Raw genomic sequence first — 22117 nt, forward strand, 5'->3', positions numbered from 1 at the left:
ACTACAGCCTATAAGCAAAACCTGTAAGTAAATAATCTTATCTTAGTCCGTCAATTTACCTAAACCAATAATATCACTGTATTATGAAAACCAAATTACTGATTTTAGCAACCTTCATTTTAATATTTGGCAGCTGTAAAAACAAGCAAGAGCAAGCAGCTAGTGTTGAAACAGCCACATATGATGAAACCTGGGAGTCCTTAGCCACTAACAATAAAGAACCCGAATGGTTTAAGGATGCTAAATTTGGAATTTATTTTCATTGGGGGGTGTATAGTGTTCCGGCATTTAATAATGAATGGTACCCCAGGTGGATGTACTACCCCAATAGAGGTGATATATGGGGAGGAGGCGTTTATGAACATCATAAAAACACCTATGGTTCTGATTTTGATTACCATGATTTTATCCCCATGTTTAAAGCAGAGCATTTTGACGCTAAAGAATGGGCTGCCCTATTTAAAAAAACAGGCGCTAAATTTGCCGGCCCGGTAGCACAGCATCATGATGGTTTTGCCATGTGGGGCAGTAAAGTAAATCCGTGGAATGCAAACGTTATGGGACCTGAGAAAGATATTTTAGGTGATCTGTTTAAAGAATTAAAAACCCTTGATTTAAAAACTATAGCAACGTTTCATCACGCCAAGTTAGGACAGCGTTATGCAAACGATTCTACAAACTGGATTGGCAAAGGGCTGAAGGTTAGCCCCAATAGTCACTTTCCTTATCACCCGGATTTAGTAACCTCCACTACAGATCCTAAATTAAGATTGCTTTATGGGAATCTTGAAGAAGAGGAATTTAATAGCTATTGGCTGGATCAGGTCAAGGAAGTGGTAGATAGCTATGCCCCGGATATTATCTGGTTTGACTCCTGGCTGGACCAGATTCCTGAAAATTACAGACAAAAAATGGTTGCGCATCATTTTAACAGTGGTACTAAAAATAAGCAGGAACCTATTGTAGCATATAAACAAAAAGATTTACCGACTAACGTAGGCGTTCTGGATATAGAACAGGGCGGGAAAACAGAAATCTCAGAAGACTACTGGCTTACGGATATTACCCTAAGTAACCGCAGTTGGAGCTATATAAAAGGCCAAACCTATAAAGCCCCTGATCTGGTTATTAGAAACATGATTGATGTTTGGAGTAAAAAAGGCATCGTACTTTTAAACATATCTCCGAGAGCAGACGGTATTATTAATGATGAACAAAGAGAGGTGTTAGCCGCTATCGGGGTCTGGATTGACAAACACAAAGAAGCTGTTTACGGCACGAGAACACATACGGTTTACGGTTATGGTGTGGCAGCATTTGAAAAAGGCCATTTTGGAGGACAATCTGCTACCATAAAGTATAGCAACCTGGATTACAGGTTCACCACCTCAAAAGACAAAAAAACACTGTATATCTATGCCCTGGGATTACCGGAAGCTAATACCAAACTACCTATTAAACATGTTGGGGATATTGGTCATTCTCAATCTGTAAAAAAGGTTTCCGTGGTAGGTAGCGGTACGGAACTGGAATGGGCTGTTAATACTGATCAATTAGTTATACAAACCCCTGAAGCTGCTGCTATGGATAACATAGCTACTGTTTTTAAGGTAGAGTTTGAATAGTTAAGATCACACAACATATTTTAGTTTACACCTATTTAAGTGACCAAAAAAGCAAAACAACCTTGGCCGACAAAAAAGGCCATGGACCAGATCTATGACATGAAACTCTGGGGTGGTAAAACCTTTGATTTTTACTCCGGAACCGGATCTCATGACCCCAATATTATAACCCCTTATCTGGATAAGGTCATTACTTTTTTAAACAGCCATAAAACGCCTTTAACTGTTTGTGATCTGGGTTGTGGCGATTTTAATATCGGCAGACACTTAGTAAAACACACTAAAAAATACATAGCCGTTGATATTGTTGAAACACTTATTAAAAGAAACCAAGCGTTATATACGGCCAAAAACCTGGAATTTCACTGCCTGGACATTGCCAAAGACAAGCTTCCGTCTACGGATTGCGTTATACTACGGCAGGTATTACAGCATCTCTCCAATGCCGAAATACTAAGCATTGTCAAAACACTGAAAACCTATAAGTATATTATACTTACAGAACATATCCCAACAGGGAGCTTTACACCTAATATAGACATTATTTCCGGGCAAGGCATCCGGTTAAAACACAACAGTGGGATTGATCTGTTGGAGTCCCCTTTTAACTTAACCATTAAAGACAAAACACTTTTAGACCAGTATAGTTTAGAACCCGGTAAAGGACGTATTGTAACTATAGTATATCAGGTGTTTTAATTGCTTTCTTCTTAACATAATAATTATACAAAAAACCCACTTAACATGTAAGAATTATACTTACATTTATTGCAATAAATTTTTTGGAGATAAAGACGGTTGTTTTTATTTCAGCGTTGTACTGCATTTGAAAAATTATGTTTGAACTTTTAGAAGGACTTATTACCAAACCGTTTAATACATTTTTAGGGATAATTATTCTCTGGGGAATCTTTTATTTAGTTTTTGTTAAACTACTAAAATTAAGAGGTTCTATTTGGCATTGGTTTGAGTATTCTTGGATTTTTGTAGGAGTTTTTGGTGTTTTATTTCTGGTCGCCGAAAACAGAAAAAACAGAAGTGTAAATCGACTAGAATTTATTAATAATCGATTAAAGAATGATGTAAAAGATTTGAAAAACTATTCTGAAATTTCAAATCATTGTTTTAAATACAATAATAGTGGGTTGCTATCTCAAGAAGTGTTTGATAAAAGGCAAGCAGAACAAGATTCTGTTTGCTCATGGATGAAAAAAGTAAAGGCAATGGCAGAAAAATCAATTAATAACAATTATATCTTACTTGATAAAATCCCTGTAATAAACATAGAGAATTATCAAGCACTTGCAGAGTATAAACATGTGCTTATTGTCCATCAAAGAATAAACGAGCAAATTAAAAATCGTGACGAACTAACTAAAATAATAAATGATGACTTCTGGGAAGGTTATAAATATACTTTTGGAATTCTATTTCTAATTATTGCTTTCGCCTTAAGACTAACAATTGTTAGTAAAAAAATATCTGAAAAATAAATGAATAGACCACAAACAATACAAATCTTTTTACCAGATGGTTCACCAAGGAGTGTGAAAATTGCTGAAATAACTAACAGAGTTGTAAAGGCTATTTTAGTCCCACGAAATAAGCTTGAGTACATTTCTACAAGAAATGAATTAAATAATGTTGGTATTTATTTCCTATTTGGTGAATCTGCTGAAAAAGCTAAACCTATCGTATACATTGGAGAGGCTGAAGATTGCTTAGATAGACTTAAACAACATAATAGAATCAAAGAATTTTGGAATTATGCTGTAGTTATGATTTCTAAAATAAATGCTTTTACTAAATCACACGCTAAATACCTGGAACACATAGCTGTCAAACAAGCCAAAGAATCTAACAGATATGAAACCGAAAACCTAACAGCTCCTAGTAAACCTTTCGTAACGGAATCTATGGAAGCTGACTTACTTGATAGCTTTGATACAATAAAAATACTTCTTTCTACCCTTGGTTTTCCCGTTTATGACAAAGTAGGCAAAGAGCAAATCACACCTAAAGAAATATTAATACTAAAAGGACGTAATATAAAAGCAGAAGGAGACTTAATAGATGACGGTTTTGTTGTGTTTAAAGGTTCACAGGTAAAAAAGGACACTGTTCCATCTTGTCATGAATATTTAATTAATTTAAGGCAGAAGCTTATTCAGAATGAAATCCTAATTGAAAAAAATGGCGTATTTGAATTCACTCAAGATTATGTGTTTAATTCACCAAGTACAGCTGGAGGAGTTGTTTTAGGACGTTCAACAAATGGCTGGACTAAATGGAAGAATAAAGATGGAAAAACATTAGATGAGTTAAAAAGGAAATAAAAACGCAGTACAACAATGGATAAGTAATTGCTTGTCCTAGCCTACTTCTGAAAATCTTCGCAGATTTCAGTTTGGCTCATACTTGCAAAATTAGGTGTTAGCCCAAGTAGCTACTCATAGCCAAAACCGTTAGCTACAATTAAATAAACCAACAATGGGAAACCAAATAGTAGAATCATACATAGAGAACAAATCAATTTATGAGGTTTTAGCCATTAAGGTAAAAGACTTACTAGAGGAACTAATAAACGATGAGGGTATAAATGTTCATCATATTACTTGTAGAGCCAAGGATGTCGAGAAGTTGGATGGAAAGCTAAAAAGAAAGAATAATAAATACTCAAATATTGAAGAAATAACTGATTTAGCTGGAATTAGAATCATAACCTTCTTTGAGGATGATGTAGATAAAATTGCGGACATAATAGAACGAGAATATGAAGTCGATAGGAAAAATTCCATCGATAAAAGAGCTCTGGAGAGTGAAAAATTCGGGTATATGTCACTCCACTATGTAGCGTCTCTTACTAAACAACGTCTTCGTCTTACTGAGAACAAGAAATTCAAAGGCAAAAAATTTGAAATACAAGTTCGCTCAATATTACAACACTCTTGGGCAGAAATCGAACATGATATTGGCTACAAAGGGGAATTTGCTATTCCAAGTTTTGCAAAAAGAAGTTTTTCAAGAATTGCTGCCCTATTAGAAATAGCAGATATCGAATTCATAAGATTAAGAAACCAGCTCCAAGAATATGGTGAAAATGTTAGTGAAAATTTAGATAAGAACTCTGAAAGCATACTTCTAGATAAAATTAGCTTATTGGAACTAGTTAAAAGCAATCCTGATATCGATGACATAGAAAAATCAGTTGCTAAGCAACTAAATTGGAGTTATGATAAATCATTTTCTTTTTCAGATAATTTAGTCGAGCATAATCTTAAAAGAATTTCTAAAAACCCAGAATTAAATATAACAAACATCAAACAGATTCAGATTAATCTCAAAAAATATAAGAAAGAAATAATTAAATCAGCAGTAAGTAATGAAGAAAAAGCAACAGAAGGTAAGTCCATTGGACTTGTCAATGGAGCCGCGATATCTTATCTGATAGAGTTTTTAGAGAAATAACCATACGCAAAACGGTGTATAATTAATTCCGGTTTATATGCTAAAACGAAAACGATTTTTATACATTTATGGTCAACATCAAACTGGTATCAGTAAGATTCCGAAGTATAAATGAATTGACATATAAATAAAAACCCTGTAAGGATGAACCCACCTGATTCAAACAAAAAACAATGCTCAGCAAGCTATTTAAAATCCTGCCATTTAGTTTTGAGCCTTGCGTTCATAATTGGCCTTTCATTTACTCCGGCTATGGCTCAACACCATCATGATCATGAAGGTTTGCATCATTGGGAGATTCCCAGTGAGGATCCGGACCGGATCATGCTCACCTTCCATGGTGACCCGGCAACCAACAGAGCGGTGACCTGGCGTACCGATACCACCGTTACCAAGGCAGTAGCACAAATAGCAGAGGCTACAGTAAATTCAGGGTTTACAAATAATGCCGTGACTGTAGATGCTGTTACGGAGCCATTTGATTTAGGTTTATACAAAGGGAATACATCGCTCAAAGTGCATTACCACAGTGTGGTATTTGAAGGGTTCAAACCTGATACACTTTATGCCTACCGCGTTGGAGATGGCAGTACGTATTGGACTGAATGGATCCAGTTTCGCACAGCAAAAACCGACTATTCCCCAACCCAATTTGTTTACTTTGGAGATGCCCAAAATGATGTGCTAGCGCATTGGTCGCGCGTCATCCGTATGGCCTATCAAACAGCCCCGGATGCCTCATTTGTTATCCATGCTGGCGACCTCATCAATAATGCCCATCGAGATTATGAGTGGGCAGAGTGGTATAAAGCCGGTGGTTTTATTCATAGTCAATGGACAGCAATTCCCGTAGTTGGAAATCATGAATTCAGACCCATTGCCAAAGGAGAATCCAAGAAGCTTGCCATTCAATGGCGCCCTCAGTTCACACTCCCCGTTGAAAAAGACCTGAGCCCGGAACTGCACGAAACCGTATATACTATAGATTATCAGGATGTGCGTATTATTGTGCTTAACTCTAACGATAAGCTTGAAGAACAAACCCAATATATTGAAAAGCAACTGAAAGACTCTTCGGCCAAATGGAACATCATCACCTGTCACCATTCTGTATTCTCACCGGCCAAGGGACGCGACTTCAAGTTTGCCCGCCAACACTGGAAACCATTGCTTGACAAATATAATGTTGACCTGGTACTCAACGGACATGATCACACCTATGCACGGGGCCATGTTCCTACCAGAACCGCTGACTCTAATAAAACTAAAGGCCTGGGTACGGTATATGTAACGTCCGTAAGCGGCCCAAAGCAGTATGGTCTGGACCATGAGCAGATGAAAACCTATGCAGCAGATGGCTACCAGCCGGACAAATCTGCTGAGCAAACCCAATTCTTCCAGGTTATTACTGTAGAGGATAACAAACTAACCTATGTGGCTTATACAGCCCTAGGCGAAGAATATGACCGGGCAGTTATTATCAAAAACTTTAAGACCGGTAAAAAGAAATTTGGCAAAAGGAAAAGGCGTTAGACTTTTTTTAGAAGCGAATAAAGAGCGTATCATGTCCACATGATAACATTTATTATTATACCTTAGACGCAATCTCACCTAAGACCCACAAGTAATCGGCTCGGTTTGCTATAAAATCCCTATCTGAAATATCAATGATTTTTACATTGAAATCGGTTTGGGTTTTTAAGAAATCCAGGTACCCCGTATTGATCTTCTCTAAATAGTCATCAGCAATATTTTGCTCGTAATCACGTCCGCGCTTCTTTATATTTTGCTGCAAGCGTTCCGTATTTTGGTATAAATACACATATAGTTCGGGCTTTGCAATGTCCTTATACATCAGATAGAATAACTTTCGGTATAAATTAAACTCATCGTCCTGCAATGTGATTTTTGAAAAGATCAAGGATTTAAACACATCATAATCACTTACTATAAAGTCTTTAAACAGATCGAGTTGTGCCAGATCATCAGATATTTGCTGATACCGATCTGCAAGAAAAGACATTTCCAGGGGAAAGGCATACCTGTTAGCATCGTTATAAAATTTTGGCAAAAACGGATTATCTGCAAAGCGTTCTAATATCAATTTTGCGTTAAAGTCATGGGCTATCCTGGTTGCCAAGCTGGTTTTTCCGGCACCAATATTACCTTCAATAGCTATATAGTTAAACTTAGAAAACTCAAACCCCTTGCCCGGGTTTTTTAACCAGATATTAATGGGTTCCAGAACACTGTCATCATCACATTCGCCCAGCAACACACCAACCTCTTTATTAAATTCAGGATGTTTTACTTTTGAAGCTATATCATTAAGCGGTAATAAAACAAATTTACGTTTATCCATTTCAGGGTGTGGCACTTCCAGAGTTTCAGTGTGTATTATCCTGTCTTCAGCAAAAACAATATCCAGATCTATGGTTCTGGCTTCATACCCACGCCCTGATTTACGCTCACGCCCTAAACCTATTTCAATTTCTAATAAGGCCTCTAAAACCATTTGAGGTTCCAAATAACTTTCTAGGACCAAGCAACAATTCAAAAAATCATCACTCTCAAAACCAAAGGCCGGAGATTTATACACTTTAGAAATCAGTTTAATATTTCCAACCTGCTCATAAATGGCATCAATGGCTTCCTGTAAATTTTTAAACTTATCCCCTTTATTACTCCCCAGGGCAATATGGTATGTTGTTGGTTTTGTCATAAGAAAAGCAAAATAATAAAAAGTAAATGGTTTCTTTTATATTTACAGAACGTATTTATTCACAATTTGTATGACTTTAAAAGACAAACTAGCAGCCCAACGTATTTATATGCTTTTAGGCGCTTTATTTATAACATCGCTTGTGGTTTCCAACCTTATTTTCCAGAAGTTCTTTTATTGGCACCCACTGGACATAGAAGTTTTTGGAAGCAAGCTTTTTGTAATCTCAGTAGGCATTCTACCTTACCCCATTACTTTTTTAATCACTGATTTAATCAGCGAGATTTACGGTAAAAAACGCGCTAATCAAGTGGTTATTACCGGTATTTTTGCTTCCTTATTTTCTGTTCTGATTATTTATGTAGCAGATATTGTTCCTGCCGTAACGGACTCTCCCATTAATGATGCTGTGTTTTCTAATGTTTTTGGAAGGACCATCTTAGCCGTTGGCGCTAGTATGACCGCTTATTTATTTGCACAGTTTATAGATATTCAAATCTATCATTTCTGGAAGCGTTTAACCAAAGGAAAACACTTATGGCTCAGAAATAATTTCTCAACATGGCTATCACAATTTGTCGATACGTTTTCTGTTGTATTTCTACTATGCTTTTTTGACGTTTTACCCTGGAGTCTTTTTAAAGGGCTTTTAATTTCAGGATTTCTTTTTAAAGTATTTGTTGCTGCTTGTGACACCCCTTTTTTATACCTGGGTGTGTATTTATTTAGAAAACGTTTTAATTTAAAAGTGAATGAAGAAATAGACTTGCTTTAAGATTTTTCAGAAAGAATTAACGTTAATTCAAACCGCATTTCATCTTTTAATACCATTTTTGCGTATATAAAACAGCGTGTTTTGTCTAACTACAATTCACTTTCTTTAAGAACATCAAACTACATATGAAAAAGGCTTTAAAAATTATTGGTATCACACTACTTATTATAATGGCATTATTGATTGCCATTCCGTTTGCCTTTAAAGGACAAATAAAAGATCTGGTCAAACAGTTTATCAATCAGAACCTAAATGCCCAGGTAGAGTTTAGCGATGTAAGCCTAAGTTTTATTCAAAATTTTCCAAAAGCCCGTGTAAGTGTAAGTGATTTGGTAATCACTAATTTTGAACCCTTTGAAGACGAAACCTTTGCCACGGTTAAAGACATCTCTTTTACCATGTCTGTGAAAGAATTATTTAAAAATGCCAGCGAAGACCCTATTATTGTCAATGCCATAAATGTTAACGAAGCCCTTTTAACCTTAAAAACAGACAAGTTTGGAAATAGTAATTATAACATCACTAAAGAAGAGCATAATAAAGCTTCTACCAATACTGAAACCGGTAGTTTTGTTTTCAGTATTGAAGATTATAGAATAAAAAACAGTGCTTTAACCTATATTGATGATATTTCTAAAACCCTGATCCACCTTACAGAATTCAATCATGAAGGGCATGGCACATTTTCAGCTGAAGTTTCAGAATTAAATACTAAAAGCAAAACCAATCTGAGTTTTACTTTAGACGGCACAAATTATCTGGACAGTAATCCTATAAAACTGGATGCCCTGATTGATCTGGATTTAAAAAACAGTAAGTACACATTCAAAGAAAACAAAGGTTTTATTAATGATCTGCCTTTGGAGTTTCAAGGGTATGTGCAACAACTTGAAAACGGCCAGGACATAAATATTTCCTTTAAAAATCCGGAATCTGACTTTAAGAACTTCTTAGCCGTAATCCCGAAAACCTATTCAAAAAACATTGAAAATGTAGAAACCACAGGAGATTTTAAAGTTAACGGACTGATAAAAGGCTTGAGTTCAGATACAACTATTCCAAATCTGGATATTAATATTACCTCAAATAATGCCTCGTTTAAATATCCTGACCTGCCCAAAAAAGTAAGCCAAATTACCCTAAATACCTCTATTAAAAACACTACCGGAAACCCTGACCATACCTATATTGATATTGAAGCCCTTAATTTTAAAATAGACGATGATATTTTTAAATCCTCGGCTACCTTAAAAAATATAACAAAGAACATGCTGGTTAATGCCCATATTGATGGCGTTTTAAACTTAGCTAAACTCACCCAGGTATACCCCATAGAATTAGAAAATAAGCTCAGTGGTATTTTAAAGGCAAAACTGAACACAAGCTTTGATATGAAAGCTATTGACACCAATGCCTATAACCGTATTAAAAACAGTGGCTCTGCAAGCATTTCTGATTTTGTATTTTCTTCAAAAGACATAGTAAACCCAATTACTATCTCCCAAGCTAATATGACGTTCAAACCTGGTGCTGTTTCTTTAAATACATTTAAAGCAAAAACCGGTAATAGTGATTTAGATGCCACCGGAACCATAAATAATTTATTGGGTTTTCTGTTAAGTGACAATACTTTAAAAGGCAACTTTATGGTAAACTCCACCCTTTTTAAAGTTAGTGACTTTATGTCTGAAGACCAGGAGAACTCAACAAATAACAAAACTACAGGTGATGAGGAGTCTTTAAAAATACCGGCTTTTTTAGATTGTACAATAAATGCAAATGCTAAAACTGTAGTTTATGATAATTTAAACTTAAAAAATGTAACCGGAAAGTTACTGATAAAGGACCAGCAAGCAACACTTCAGAATATGCAATCTAATATATTTGGAGGTGCTTTGTCTATTTCCGGTGATGTGTCTACAAAAAACGAAACACCAACATTCAATCTGAATTTAGGGGCAGAAGATTTTGATATTTCGCAATCATTTAAAGATTTAGATGTATTTAAACAACTGGCGCCTATAGCAAAAATACTTGATGGAAAATTAAATACAGATCTTATTCTTTCTGGACACTTAGACAATGAATTCTCTCCAAATCTACAAACCATTTCAGGAAACGCTTTAGCCGAATTACTGGCCACCAGCATTAATAAAAATCAGGATGGATTAATAAATAAACTTGACGGTGCTTTAAGTTTTATAGATTTTGACAAACTGGACTTAGAAAGTCTAAAAACGGCCTTAACTTTTGCTGATGGTAAAGTAAGTGTAAAACCTTTTGATTTAAAATACAAAGATATTGACATCAGCATATCCGGAACACACGGTTTTGATCAAACTATAGATTACAATGCTGTATTTAACGTTCCGGCTAAATATTTAGGCAGCGAAGTTAACAGGCTAATAGGTAAAATAGACAATGATGACGTTAACACTATAAGCATACCAATAACGGCAACTATTGAAGGTAATTATACCAGCCCCTCGGTGAAAACAGATTTAAGCAGTGGCATCTCAAACTTAACCAATCAACTTATTGAGGTACAAAAACAAAAACTACTTAATGATGGTAAAGACAAAGTCAATGATTTAATCAGTGATGTTATTGGCGGCAATCAGTCTAAAACAGATTCCATTAAAAAAGAGCAAAATGATGCTATTACTGATGTTTTAACTGATATAATAGGAGATAAAAAATCATCAAATGATTCCACTAAAACGGACAACACAACCGAGGCCGTTAAAAATGTTTTAGGTGGCTTATTAGGTAAAAAGAAAAAGGATACTGTTAATTAAAAACACAGGTTCCTGTATTATATAAAAAAAGCATTTATTTATTAGGTTTTTTTAATAAAATATTAGAATTTTGCAAATCCTATTAGGATACACCAAGAAAATTAAAAAATTAAGTTAGGATATATGTTAAAAATAATTGTAAAAGACGGCGAGAACATAGAACGTGCATTAAAACGCTACAAAAGAAAACACAGAAATATTAAAGTGATGCAAAACCTGAGAGATGGTCAGTTTTTCACTAAGCCTTCTGTAAAAAGACGTCGCGAAATCCAAAAAGCAGCATATATCCAAACATTAAGAGATCAAGAAGATATATAATCTCTTAACATCATTATAAATTAAATCCCATTTACACGATTTGTAAATGGGATTTTTTGTTTTTACAGCATTTGGTTAAAATAACATTTTAATTCTATCAATTGTAAGTTTTCAGATCCACTTACAACAAAAGAATTATGACTTTAATCTACTTATTTATTGGAATTTTAGCCGCTACACTTAGTGCTTTACCTTTAGGAGCCTCTAACATTGCTGTAATAAACACCACTTTAAAGCAAAATGTAAATCAAGCTTTTAAAATTGCTATAACTGCGGGAATTGCAGAAGTTGTTTTGTCTTATTACGCATTACATTGTAATGTGATGATTAAAAATTTTTTTTACAACAATTTATGGGTTCAAATTTTAGTAGCTACCCTCCTGCTCATAGCCGGTAGTTTTCTATGCTTTAAAAAACAGCCTAAGCACAAATCAAAACAAAGAAAGTTTAGCCAATCAAAATACGCCACAGGTTTTATTTTAGGTATAGTAAATCCTCCTGTTTTAATTTATTGGGTTATTGCGTTTGGCGTTTTAAAGAATAATGACATACTCCTTTCTCTTCAATCTTCTTTTTCTGTACTGTTTTTATTCTTTTTGGGGGTTTATTTAGGTAAGTTATTGATCTTATATGGTTATAGTAAAATCAGTCTAATTATAAAGCATAAAGTTCATAATGTCAATACAGCTGTAAACAAAATCACCGGTATACTTTTAATCTGTATTAGCATTATTCAGGCTATTAAAATCTATGCTGTTTAAATGATTGAAATAGTAACAACCAAGCCTTCATTAGCTCTAATATTAAATACGGTATTATCCTCAAAAATAAGATATTGACCTTTAACACCTAGCAATTTACCGGTATACTGTTTCTCTTTTTTAAGATTTAAACTCCTAGGTTTTATCGGATAATTGAGTACAGGAAACTCTAAATGGGTTTCAGAGTTATTTTCAATAAAATAATCTTTTGCCTCCTCAGGAATGTATGATAACAACCGTTCTCTCCATTCAACCAGGTTTTCATCTTCAATATCATTTTTAAGCATTTTTCGCCAATTGGTTTTATCTGAAATATGCGCTTTTAAAGCAACTTCAGTAATTCCAGCTAAATAACGATTTGGAACTTCAACAATTTCAATAGCTTCATGAGCTCCTTGATCTATCCAACGTGTTGGCACCTGACTTTTTCTTGTCACTCCTACTTTTACATTACTTGAATTGGCCAAATACACAATATGGGGTTGTAATTGTGCTTTTTTTTCATACTCCAAATCCCGGTCTTCTTTACCCAAATGTGCTGTACTTAATTCCGGCCTCATAATCCAGTCTCCTGCCTGAGGCGTATCATAAAAACATTGTTTATCAAAACCTTGCCTGTAGATAGGTTTATCCAATCCACAATTCAAACATTGATATTTAACAAATTGAATAGTGATATTTTTACCTAATAATTGATTCATATTCAAAAAATCATTTTCAAATACTAAATAATATTGAATTGGACTGGCAAATTCACTTTCCATTTTTGTTAAAACACCTTGGTAGGTCATAAAAAAAAGTATTATTTTTAAAAACTTAAAGATAGAATAAATATGCCAATACCTATAGTAAATTCGATTGCTTCTTGGTTTTTAAAAAAAAGGTTTCATCAAATTGAGCTATTCTTAAAATACCCTAATGAAGTACAAAACGAATTGCTATTCAGTTTATTAGATTTTGCTAAAAACACCGAAATTGGCAAACAATATGATTTTGCTTCTATTAAAAGTTACCAAACATTTGCAGAGCGTGTTCCTATAAAAAATTATGATGACTGGCAAGATGTTATAGAACGTTCCAGGCAGGGCGAAACTAATATTTTTTGGCCCAGTGCAATAAAATGGTTTGCTAAATCTAGCGGAACTACCAGAGCTAAAAGTAAATTTATTCCTGTCAGTACAGAATCGTTAGAAGATTGTCATTACGCTGCAAGCAAAGATTTGTTATGCATGTATTTGAACAACAATGAAGATTCACAGTTGTTTACAGGTAAAAGCTTACGCCTTGGAGGAAGTAAAGAATTATACAAAGAGAACGGAACTGTTTTTGGAGACCTTTCAGCTATTCTTATTGATAACATGCCCTTTTGGGCAGAGTTTAGCAGCACACCAAGTAATAAAGTCTCTTTAATGAGTGACTGGGAACATAAAATGCAGGCTATAGTTGATGAAACTATTAATGAGAACGTAACAAGTTTAGCTGGTGTTCCGTCATGGATGCTGGTTTTACTCAATAATGTTTTAGAAACTACAGGTAAAAAAAGTTTACATGATATTTGGCCTAACTTAGAAGTCTATTTTCATGGCGGTGTAAGTTTTACGCCCTATACAGATCAGTACAAAAAAATACTTCCGAAAAAGGACTTTAAATATTATGAGATCTATAATGCCTCAGAAGGTTTTTTTGCTATTCAGGATCAAAATGATTCTAATGAATTATTATTGATGTTGGATTATGGTATTTTCTATGAATTTATTCCAATGGATGTTTATGCAACTTCTGAAGAAAAAGCCATTCCACTTAGCCAGGTAAAACTTAATCAAAATTATGCTGTTATTATCACTACCAATGCCGGGCTATGGCGTTATAAAATTGGAGACACTGTAAGATTCACATCATTAAACCCCTATAGAATAAAAATCTCCGGACGTACTAAGCATCACATTAATGTTTTTGGCGAAGAGCTCATTATTGAGAATGCTGAAGAGGCTTTAAAAAAAGTATGTAAACGCACCAAAGCTGAAATTGTAGATTTTACAGCTGCTCCCATTTTTATGGAAGGAAAAGAAAAAGGCGCACATGAATGGTTGATTGAATTTAAAATCCCCCCTAAAGACTTAAATTATTTTAATGAACTTTTTGATAATGCTCTAAAATCTTTAAACTCAGATTACGAAGCAAAACGGTATAACAACATCACCTTAAATAAGCCCAAAATTAATATCGCCCGAGAACGTTTGTTTTATGATTGGCTAAAACAAAACAATAAATTAGGTGGGCAACACAAAATACCGCGACTTTCAAATACCAGAGAGTACATGGACGACCTCTTAAGCCTAAACACATAATGACTCAAAACACCACAAAAACAAGCACTTAACGAATTAAATTGCGATTAATCCGAGAAATTATTAAAAGTGCTAAAGTCTATTCTATATTTAATAAACGAATTCATCCTAACCCTAGATTAAATGAAAACTAAATTTTGTCTTTTCATTTTCTTAACCTGTGCTATGTTTTGCCAGGGACAATCTTCAACGAAAATAGGCCCCAATAGTTTTAAATTTGAAGTACTACCCACCAGCACCAACACACGCTATACAGAAATAGGTTCAGGGTTTTTCAGAAATAAATTCATAATGGTTTCTTCAAAAAAGATTGGGGGCTTAGCTAAGATTGACCTCAATACCAATGAAGCTTATAAAGAACTTTTTTGTTTAGATATTGATGACAACGGTGCTTTGAGCAGGCCGTTATTATTCTCCAGGCTACTAAATACCAGTTCCAGTGAAGACCAACTTTCATTTTCCCCGGATGAGCATACCGTATACTACACCAGAAGCAACAAGCAAAATTCATTAGAATACAAATTATATAAAGCCTCTTTGGAAGAGAACTCTCAAGGTAACTGGATTAACCAAAACCTTACTAGCATTAATAAGCCTGATGTCTCGATTGAAAACCCCTTTGTTAATCATGCTGGTGATAAATTGTATTTTTCAGCTAACTTCCCTGATACTCATGGAGGTTTTGATCTTTACGTTTCAAAAATTAACCCGGATGGAACTTTAGGCCAGCCAGAAAATTTAGGTAAGACCATTAATACCGAACTTGATGATAAATACCCTTCCTTATCCATTGATGACAAGTATTTGTTTTTTTCCTCAAAAGGCCATGATAATATTGGGGGTTTTGATGTATTTAGAAGTAAGATTTCCAGTGAAAATGATTATCAGGCACCTGTAAACCTGGGGAGTTCTTTGAACACTGTTTATGACGAGATTGCTTATTTTTTAGCAGCCAGACACAAGGGGTACCTTACTTCAAACAGGCCTAACGGTAAAGGACGTTATGATATATACACGGCTACCAGTGAAGATGTCTATCAATCTATTGTTGGTAGGGTTGTGGACTTAAAAACTCAAATAAAACTTCCTAATACGCTTTTGGTTTTAAAAGATGAGGATGATAAAGAAATTGCCAGAACTATGACTAAAGAAGATGGCTCCTACAGTCTTAGCGTTTTACCTTTTGAATCTTATACTTTAAATACACATAAGGATGGGTTTAAAGATGCTTCTATTCCCTTTTTCACCAATAGAGGAAACGAAACTACATATAGAAAAAACATAGAGCTGCTTACCACTGAACCCGTAATTGAAAAAGTAGATAATGAATTAAGAATTGTTTTGGAAAATATTTATTTTGATTTTAACAAATGGAATATTAAAGAAGAGTCTTTTATTTCATTAAATAAAATTGTAAAAGTTCTTGATGAAAACCCGGACATGAAATTAGCAATTAATGCGCATACGGATAATAAAGGCCGGGCATCCTACAATATGGGGCTATCTGAAAAGCGGGCTGCTTCAACTGTAAAATACTTAATAAAAAAAGGGATTCCAAAAAGCAGATTACAATTTAAAGGCTTTGGAGAGACAAAACCATTGATAGACTGCAAAAACAATTGTTCAGCTAAAGATTTACAAGCTAACAGACGTGTTGAGTTTGTCATTCAAGAATAAGTTAATTCTTAATATTATCGATTAAGTGCTTTACTAAAAGTTTTTAAACGAATATTTTGTCTAATAATCTAAAAGACCAAAAAAACTTTTGCACTGCAACTTAATAAGTATACTTTTAAAAAGATATTAAGAATAAGGTCAGTCAAAATTTCTATTTCCCTCTTGAAATTTTACTCTAATAAAGAATAAAGATTCCTTTATTAATTAATAATCCATAAAAAATAAAACCACGCTAGAGCGTGGTTTTTTTATATTCAATAACTAATTTAACGTCTAAGAAACTGCTTTTAATTTCTTTAATGTTGTTTTAGTCAATTTTTCTTCAGCATAAGCTTTGGTTACATTTAACGCTTTCTCATCTGTACTTGGCAACTCAAACATGGCATCAGTCAAAATCTCTTCACAAAGTGAACGTAAACCTCTGGCCCCTAGCTTATACTCTATGGCTTTATTTACAATAAAATCCAACGCGCCGTCTGTGATACTAAATTCAATGTTATCCATCAAAAACAGCTTCTTGTATTGCTTGATAATTGCATTTTTTGGTTCTGTTAGAATAGCTCTTAACGTATCTGCATCTAAAGGATCCATATAAGTTAAAACCGGTAAACGTCCAATAATTTCAGGAATCAACCCAAAGTCTTTTAAATCCTTAGGTATAATATACTGTAATAGATGATCTTGATCTACAACATCATCAGACATAGATGCACTATAACCAACTGCCTGCATATTTAATCTCTTGGAAATAACGCGTTCTATACCATCAAACGCTCCTCCAGCTATAAACAGAATATTCTCAGTATTGACTTCAATAAACTTTTGATCCGGATGCTTACGTCCGCCTTTTGGCGGCACGTTAACAACTGTTCCTTCTAAAAGCTTCAATAAGGCTTGTTGCACACCTTCTCCCGAAACATCACGTGTTATTGAAGGATTGTCGCTTTTACGGGCAATTTTATCAATTTCATCAATAAATACAATGCCCTTCTCTGCCTTTTCTAAATTATAATCTGCAGCCTGTAAAAGTCTGGTCAAAATACTTTCAACATCTTCACCTACATAACCCGCTTCTGTTAAAACTGTAGCATCAACAATAGCTAACGGTACGTTTAACATTTTAGCAATAGTTTTTGCCATTAATGTTTTACCCGTTCCCGTTTGCCCTACCATAATGATATTACTCTTCTGAATATCAATCTCATCTTTTGAAGGGGGCTGCAATAACCTTTTATAATGATTATAAACAGCAACAGACATTACTTTTTTAGTAACACCTTGTCCTATAATATATTCATCAAGAAACGCTTTAATTTGTTGTGGTTTGCGAAGTTTTAATTCAGCAGATAAATCACTGCTATCATTTTGTTTTGATTCTTCCAGAACTATACCATGTGCCTGCTCAATACACCTATCACAGATATGTGCATCTAACCCTGCTATCAACAAGTTTGTTTCTGGCTTTTTTCTACCACAAAACGAACATTCTAATTCTTCTTTTGCCATTAATCTAATCTATTTACGGGAATAAATTATTATAAATCCCTCTATAACAATTTTTTAAAATTACAAATTTTTATTTAATTACGAGCTAAAATCTCATCAATCATACCGTATTCCTTGGCCTTATCTGCTTTCATCCAATAATCCCTATCACTATCTGCATATACTTTGTCGTAATCTTGCCCGGAATGCTTACTTATAATTTTGTAAAGTTCTTCTTTCAAGATTAAGATCTCTCTTGCCGTAATCTCAATATCACTTGCCTGCCCTTGTGCGCCACCTAAAGGCTGATGTATCATCACACGTGAATGTGTTAAACCGCTGCGTTTTCCTTTTTCACCTGCACATAAAAGAACAGCTCCCATTGATGCTGCCATACCTGTACAAATTGTGGCTACATCTGGTTTAATAAACTGCATGGTATCATAAATACCCAATCCGGCATATACACTTCCTCCAGGGGAATTAATATATATTTGAATATCCTTGTTAGCATCTGTACTTTCCAAGAACAACAACTGAGCCTGTACAATATTTGCTACCTGATCATTGATTCCTGTTCCTAAAAATATAATTCTGTCCATCATTAAACGTGAGAATACATCAAAAACAGCAATATTCATTTGACGTTCTTCAATAATATTAGGAGTTAGGTTAGTGGGATACATACTACTAATAATTTTATTGTAATATGTACTACTAATACCTTGATCTTTTATCGCAAATTTTTCAAATTCCTTAGCGTAATCCATAATCTTTAAAATTGTTTTAATTAACACATTGACTTACAACAAGATGCCTTAAACCGTGTTTAAATAAATTTCTTTTTGAATAAAAAAGCGCTTAAACCTATTGATTTAAGCGCTTAAATATAAGCATTTATTATTTTAATTATTTGTCGCCGTAAACTTCTTTAACAAAGTTTTCGTAACTTAATTCTTTAACCTTAAGATTTGCTTTTTCTTTATAAACTTCTAATAGTTTTTGGCTAATTAATTGTTCTGAAATTCTACGGGCTTCTTCCTGATTAGACAATACTCTTGCCGCAATATCATCTAACTCTTTGTCTGAAGGATTAGTTTGACCAAACTGTGCCATTTGCCCTTTAATCATTTCTCTTGCATGATTCTTAATATCATCCATAGTAACCTGAATGTTATTATCTGTAATCAATTTACCTTCTATTAACTGGTAACGCAAGCTTTTCTCTGACTTTTCATACTCTTCTTTAGCCTGATCTGCATCCATTTCTTTTTCACCGGCTGTTTGCATCCATTTGGTCAAAAACTCTGATGGTAAATCAAACTTAGTATGCTCAACCAGATACTCAGTAATATCATTTAACAACTTTTGATCTGCCTGTTGCACAAATTGTTTTTCAGCATCTTCTTTTATTTTAGCTTTTAGCTCAGTAACAGAAGTCACTTCTCCTTTAGGAAAAAGTTTATCAAATAATTCTTGATCTAAATCTGCTAATTCACGCTGATTAATTTCTGTAATTGTAAAGTTTACCTCAATATCAAGACCATGAACGTCATCATGTCCTAGTTTTAATGCGTGCATTAAATCATGCTCATCATCAAAAAGCCCTTTTGTTTTCAAGGTAATAACATCGCTTGCTTTTGCTCCAATAAATTGTTTTTCGGTTGATTTCCCCTTAAACTTATCTAAAGTTAAGGTTACAGTATTATCAATCTCCTTTTCTTCATTGGTATATGCTCCGGTAATCTCACTATCTTTAGCAACAACATCCTGAGATATTAATTTCCCATATTGTTTTTGAATACGCTCAATTTGCTCGTTAATCATTTTGTCATCCGCAACAATATTGTATTGGGTAATTGCTTTTTTACTTTTAAGTTCAACTTCAAACTCTGGTGCTAAACCTAATTCAAATTCAAAAGAAAATCCTTCTGCATTCCAATCAATATCATCTTGTGGTTTTGGTAATGGCTGCCCAAGAACATCCAACTTTTCTTCAGTTAAATATTTATTCAAAGCATCTTGTAGTAATTTGTTAACTTCATCAACCAAAACTGCTTTTCCATACTGTTTTTTAACCATACCCATTGGCACATGTCCTTTTCTAAAACCAGGAATATTTGCTGTTTTACGATAATCAGATAAGATTTTCTCAACTTTATCACTGTAATCCTCTTTAGTGATATCAACTTTTACTACAGCATTTAATGCATCAACGTTTTCTCTTGTAATATTCATTTTTAACTATATAAAACCCTCTTTGGGCATTTAACAAAAGGTTTTGAACCGGAATTCACCAAACCAAAATTGGGATGCAAAAGTAATATATTTTTACATCCCAACAAAGTTTTTAATTGCTTGATTATAAGCTATTTTTTATCTTCTTTTAAAAGCGAATGTAGTACAGATTCTAGAAAAGATAATAAGACACTAAATAATATAGCTGTCCATATACTACTCACTGAAAAGCTATCTATTATATTACTGGCTAATAAAATAATTAACGCATTAATTATAAGTAAAAATAATCCTAATGTTAAGATGGTTATAGGTAGGGTAAATATTATTAAGATAGGTTTTACAAATAAGTTTAATACTGCCAAAACCGCGGCTACCATTAAGGCTGTAACCATTTTATCACCTGTTAATGTTACCCCTGGTAAAAAATAAGCTAAGATAAATACTGCTACTGCAGTTATTAAAAGTTTGAGAATTAATTTCATGATCAACTATTCAATTACTTAACTAAAGTACTTAAACCTTTTCAAAAACCACAATATCTTGATATTCTTTTTTTGATTTATCTCGAATATAGTCTTTCCAATAGCCATCTACAATTTTAACACATTTCAAATTAGCTTTATTTAGCATACCCTTCAACGTATCTTCATGAATTGCTATATTTCCAGATTTAACACTTTCATGCATCAGTCTAAAATTTTCTCCTTTGTATGGAAAACTAAAGCCATTTCTTTTGAAAATAGAATCTTCAGATTCTGAATTGTATAAGAAAAATGTGGGAAAACACAATCCTTTGGGTTTTAGTATGCGTTCAATCTCAAAGAAATAATGCTGAATTTCTTCTAATTGCATATGTGTAAACAATGAAAAGGAAAAAACCTTATTAAAATCAGCTGTTTTATAAGGGATTTCAAACTCAGTAGCTTTTACTTCTGCCGTATTGTAGAGATCATTAAAAACTGAAACGTACCTAAAGTTAAAATTAGGAAAATCTTTACCTAAGCCCTTATTACACCATTCAACTCCTTTCTTTACTACATTAAAGCCATTATATGAGCCTTCTTGATTTAGATACGTGCTTAATGCAATTGCTGTCCTGCCTACACCACTTCCTATATCTAAAATAGAATAGAATCACTTCACAAACTGCATCACGGCTTCAAAAAACAATTTGGGGTTTTCTGCATGCAACCAATGCCCTGCATTAGTAACTGTTACAATTTTAGATTTTGGAAAATGATTAGAAATTATAACCTCATCATCAATACCAATATATTCTGAGCGATCTCCGCGTAAAAATAAAGTATCCTTACCAAATGTTGAGTAACCGGGTAATGGTTCTCCTATCTCCTCAACCTCATTTTGTAAAACGTTAATATTAAGTCGTAACCCCAATTTTCCTTTTTCAACCCAATACAGGTTTTTAAGTAAAAATTGTCGCGTTCCAAAATCAGACACATAACCACTTAGCTCCTTATCTGCTTCTCCTCTGGTTTTTATCACACCAAAATCCAATGCACTTAACCCATTTAAAATAGCCTCATGGTGCACAGGGTAAAATCTTGGAGAGATATCTGCTACTATAAGTTTTGACACTAATTCAGGATACAGTGTTGCAAACAGCATGGCCGTTTTCCCCCCCATAGAGTGCCCTAATAGTACAATGTCTGAAAGTTGATTTTCATCACAGTAGGCTTTAAGATCTTCCGCCAGTACTTCATAATTAAATTCATCATCATGAAAGCTACGTCCATGATTACGTTGGTCCACCAGGTGCACTTGAAACCCCTGTTCAGCAAACTGACCTCCAAGAGTTTTCCAATTATCACTCATCCCCAAAAATCCATGAAGGATTACAAATGCCTGTCCTTCCCCTATTATATTTGAATGTAATATCAT

Annotated in this window: 20 protein-coding genes; 12 read left to right on the forward strand and 8 right to left on the reverse strand. The window is 34.0% G+C overall.

The features are described 5' to 3' along the window. Nucleotides 1-83 precede the first annotated feature (83 nt). From VOI54_RS01820 to VOI54_RS01845, 6 genes are all read left to right on the forward strand, one after another. Nucleotides 84-1625 carry an alpha-L-fucosidase gene (locus VOI54_RS01820; protein WP_326281020.1) on the forward strand — a complete coding sequence of 514 codons (1542 nt, stop codon included), beginning with the start codon at nucleotides 84-86 and terminating at the stop codon, nucleotides 1623-1625. 39 nt (nucleotides 1626-1664) lie between these two features. Further along, a complete protein-coding gene (locus tag VOI54_RS01825; protein ID WP_326281021.1) occupies nucleotides 1665-2324 on the forward strand; it encodes a class I SAM-dependent methyltransferase in 660 nt (219 codons plus the stop codon). A 137-nt stretch (nucleotides 2325-2461) separates the two neighbouring features. Further along, nucleotides 2462-3118, forward strand: a complete 657-nt coding sequence (locus VOI54_RS01830; protein ID WP_326281022.1) for a hypothetical protein — start codon at nucleotides 2462-2464, stop codon at nucleotides 3116-3118. After that, on the forward strand, nucleotides 3119-3961 hold the full coding sequence (locus tag VOI54_RS01835; protein ID WP_326281023.1) for a GIY-YIG nuclease family protein: 843 nt from the start codon (nucleotides 3119-3121) through the stop codon (nucleotides 3959-3961). It abuts the gene before it with no gap. A gap of 154 nt (nucleotides 3962-4115) precedes the next feature. Next, nucleotides 4116-5093 (forward strand): GTP pyrophosphokinase, encoded by a 978-nt coding sequence (locus VOI54_RS01840; protein WP_326281024.1) that lies wholly within the window; start codon nucleotides 4116-4118, stop codon nucleotides 5091-5093. A 144-nt stretch (nucleotides 5094-5237) separates the two neighbouring features. Continuing rightward, nucleotides 5238-6626, forward strand: a complete 1389-nt coding sequence (locus VOI54_RS01845) for a purple acid phosphatase family protein (RefSeq protein ID WP_326281025.1) — start codon at nucleotides 5238-5240, stop codon at nucleotides 6624-6626. Between the two features lie 55 nt (nucleotides 6627-6681). Here VOI54_RS01845 and folK read toward each other — a convergent pair whose 3' ends face one another. After that, nucleotides 6682-7815: a 2-amino-4-hydroxy-6-hydroxymethyldihydropteridine diphosphokinase gene (gene folK / locus VOI54_RS01850; RefSeq protein WP_326281026.1), complete on the reverse strand. Its 1134-nt coding sequence runs from the start codon at nucleotides 7813-7815 to the stop codon at nucleotides 6682-6684. A 70-nt stretch (nucleotides 7816-7885) separates the two neighbouring features. Between folK and VOI54_RS01855 the strand changes: the two genes are divergently transcribed. The 4 genes from VOI54_RS01855 (at nucleotide 7886) to VOI54_RS01870 (ending at nucleotide 12467) form a co-directional block, all read left to right on the forward strand. Then, on the forward strand, nucleotides 7886-8590 hold the full coding sequence (locus tag VOI54_RS01855) for a queuosine precursor transporter (protein ID WP_326281027.1): 705 nt from the start codon (nucleotides 7886-7888) through the stop codon (nucleotides 8588-8590). Nucleotides 8591-8715: 125 nt separating this feature from the next. After that, nucleotides 8716-11388 (forward strand): AsmA-like C-terminal region-containing protein, encoded by a 2673-nt coding sequence (locus tag VOI54_RS01860; RefSeq protein WP_326281028.1) that lies wholly within the window; start codon nucleotides 8716-8718, stop codon nucleotides 11386-11388. A gap of 123 nt (nucleotides 11389-11511) precedes the next feature. Continuing rightward, nucleotides 11512-11706 carry a 30S ribosomal protein S21 gene (rpsU, locus tag VOI54_RS01865; RefSeq protein ID WP_136481582.1) on the forward strand — a complete coding sequence of 65 codons (195 nt, stop codon included), beginning with the start codon at nucleotides 11512-11514 and terminating at the stop codon, nucleotides 11704-11706. 137 nt (nucleotides 11707-11843) lie between these two features. Further along, entirely contained in the window at nucleotides 11844-12467 is a 624-nt protein-coding gene (locus tag VOI54_RS01870; RefSeq protein ID WP_326281029.1) for a LysE family transporter, read from the forward strand. On the opposite strand, the gene VOI54_RS01875 is transcribed toward VOI54_RS01870, so the two are convergent. Further along, entirely contained in the window at nucleotides 12464-13258 is a 795-nt protein-coding gene (locus tag VOI54_RS01875) for a DUF2797 domain-containing protein (RefSeq protein ID WP_326281030.1), read from the reverse strand. The two genes, VOI54_RS01870 and VOI54_RS01875, sit on opposite strands and share 4 nt — an antisense overlap. A 42-nt stretch (nucleotides 13259-13300) precedes the next feature. On the opposite strand from VOI54_RS01875, the gene VOI54_RS01880 reads away from it, so the two are divergent. After that, on the forward strand, nucleotides 13301-14815 hold the full coding sequence (locus VOI54_RS01880) for a GH3 auxin-responsive promoter family protein (RefSeq protein ID WP_326281031.1): 1515 nt from the start codon (nucleotides 13301-13303) through the stop codon (nucleotides 14813-14815). Nucleotides 14816-14938: 123 nt separating this feature from the next. Further along, entirely contained in the window at nucleotides 14939-16492 is a 1554-nt protein-coding gene (locus VOI54_RS01885) for an OmpA family protein (protein WP_326281032.1), read from the forward strand. Nucleotides 16493-16765: 273 nt separating this feature from the next. On the opposite strand, the gene clpX is transcribed toward VOI54_RS01885, so the two are convergent. The 6 genes from clpX to VOI54_RS01915 form a co-directional block, all read right to left on the reverse strand. After that, nucleotides 16766-17998 carry an ATP-dependent Clp protease ATP-binding subunit ClpX gene (gene clpX / locus VOI54_RS01890; RefSeq protein WP_326281033.1) on the reverse strand — a complete coding sequence of 411 codons (1233 nt, stop codon included), beginning with the start codon at nucleotides 17996-17998 and terminating at the stop codon, nucleotides 16766-16768. Nucleotides 17999-18072: 74 nt separating this feature from the next. Continuing rightward, nucleotides 18073-18747, reverse strand: a complete 675-nt coding sequence (gene clpP, locus VOI54_RS01895; RefSeq protein ID WP_326281034.1) for an ATP-dependent Clp endopeptidase proteolytic subunit ClpP — start codon at nucleotides 18745-18747, stop codon at nucleotides 18073-18075. Nucleotides 18748-18886: 139 nt separating this feature from the next. Next, complete coding sequence (gene tig, locus VOI54_RS01900; protein ID WP_326281035.1) at nucleotides 18887-20215, reverse strand: trigger factor; 1329 nt, start codon at nucleotides 20213-20215, stop codon at nucleotides 18887-18889. A 131-nt stretch (nucleotides 20216-20346) separates the two neighbouring features. Then, nucleotides 20347-20700 (reverse strand): phage holin family protein, encoded by a 354-nt coding sequence (locus VOI54_RS01905; RefSeq protein WP_326281036.1) that lies wholly within the window; start codon nucleotides 20698-20700, stop codon nucleotides 20347-20349. A gap of 31 nt (nucleotides 20701-20731) precedes the next feature. Beyond that, nucleotides 20732-21343 (reverse strand): class I SAM-dependent methyltransferase, encoded by a 612-nt coding sequence (locus tag VOI54_RS01910; protein WP_326283124.1) that lies wholly within the window; start codon nucleotides 21341-21343, stop codon nucleotides 20732-20734. 9 nt (nucleotides 21344-21352) lie between these two features. Next, nucleotides 21353-22117, reverse strand: a complete 765-nt coding sequence (locus tag VOI54_RS01915; RefSeq protein ID WP_326281037.1) for an alpha/beta fold hydrolase — start codon at nucleotides 22115-22117, stop codon at nucleotides 21353-21355.

The sequence above is a fragment of the Alterotamlana spongicola genome, assembly GCF_035818475.1.
Lineage (GTDB): Bacteria > Bacteroidota > Bacteroidia > Flavobacteriales > Flavobacteriaceae > Cognatitamlana.

Coding starts and splice junctions, on each gene's coding strand:
- VOI54_RS01820 (WP_326281020.1), top strand. CDS start 84: ATGAAAACCAAATTACTGATTTTAGCAACCTTCATTTTAATATTTGGC.
- VOI54_RS01840 (WP_326281024.1), top strand. CDS start 4,116: ATGGGAAACCAAATAGTAGAATCATACATAGAGAACAAATCAATTTAT.
- clpX (WP_326281033.1), bottom strand. CDS start 17,998: ATGGCAAAAGAAGAATTAGAATGTTCGTTTTGTGGTAGAAAAAAGCCA.
- rpsU (WP_136481582.1), top strand. CDS start 11,512: ATGTTAAAAATAATTGTAAAAGACGGCGAGAACATAGAACGTGCATTA.
- clpP (WP_326281034.1), bottom strand. CDS start 18,747: ATGGATTACGCTAAGGAATTTGAAAAATTTGCGATAAAAGATCAAGGT.
- folK (WP_326281026.1), bottom strand. CDS start 7,815: ATGACAAAACCAACAACATACCATATTGCCCTGGGGAGTAATAAAGGG.
- tig (WP_326281035.1), bottom strand. CDS start 20,215: ATGAATATTACAAGAGAAAACGTTGATGCATTAAATGCTGTAGTAAAA.
- VOI54_RS01835 (WP_326281023.1), top strand. CDS start 3,119: ATGAATAGACCACAAACAATACAAATCTTTTTACCAGATGGTTCACCA.
- VOI54_RS01870 (WP_326281029.1), top strand. CDS start 11,844: ATGACTTTAATCTACTTATTTATTGGAATTTTAGCCGCTACACTTAGT.
- VOI54_RS01875 (WP_326281030.1), bottom strand. CDS start 13,258: ATGACCTACCAAGGTGTTTTAACAAAAATGGAAAGTGAATTTGCCAGT.
- VOI54_RS01905 (WP_326281036.1), bottom strand. CDS start 20,700: ATGAAATTAATTCTCAAACTTTTAATAACTGCAGTAGCAGTATTTATC.
- VOI54_RS01855 (WP_326281027.1), top strand. CDS start 7,886: ATGACTTTAAAAGACAAACTAGCAGCCCAACGTATTTATATGCTTTTA.
- VOI54_RS01885 (WP_326281032.1), top strand. CDS start 14,939: ATGAAAACTAAATTTTGTCTTTTCATTTTCTTAACCTGTGCTATGTTT.
- VOI54_RS01880 (WP_326281031.1), top strand. CDS start 13,301: ATGCCAATACCTATAGTAAATTCGATTGCTTCTTGGTTTTTAAAAAAA.
- VOI54_RS01830 (WP_326281022.1), top strand. CDS start 2,462: ATGTTTGAACTTTTAGAAGGACTTATTACCAAACCGTTTAATACATTT.
- VOI54_RS01915 (WP_326281037.1), bottom strand. CDS start 22,117: ATGATATTACATTCAAATATAATAGGGGAAGGACAGGCATTTGTAATC.
- VOI54_RS01860 (WP_326281028.1), top strand. CDS start 8,716: ATGAAAAAGGCTTTAAAAATTATTGGTATCACACTACTTATTATAATG.
- VOI54_RS01845 (WP_326281025.1), top strand. CDS start 5,238: ATGAACCCACCTGATTCAAACAAAAAACAATGCTCAGCAAGCTATTTA.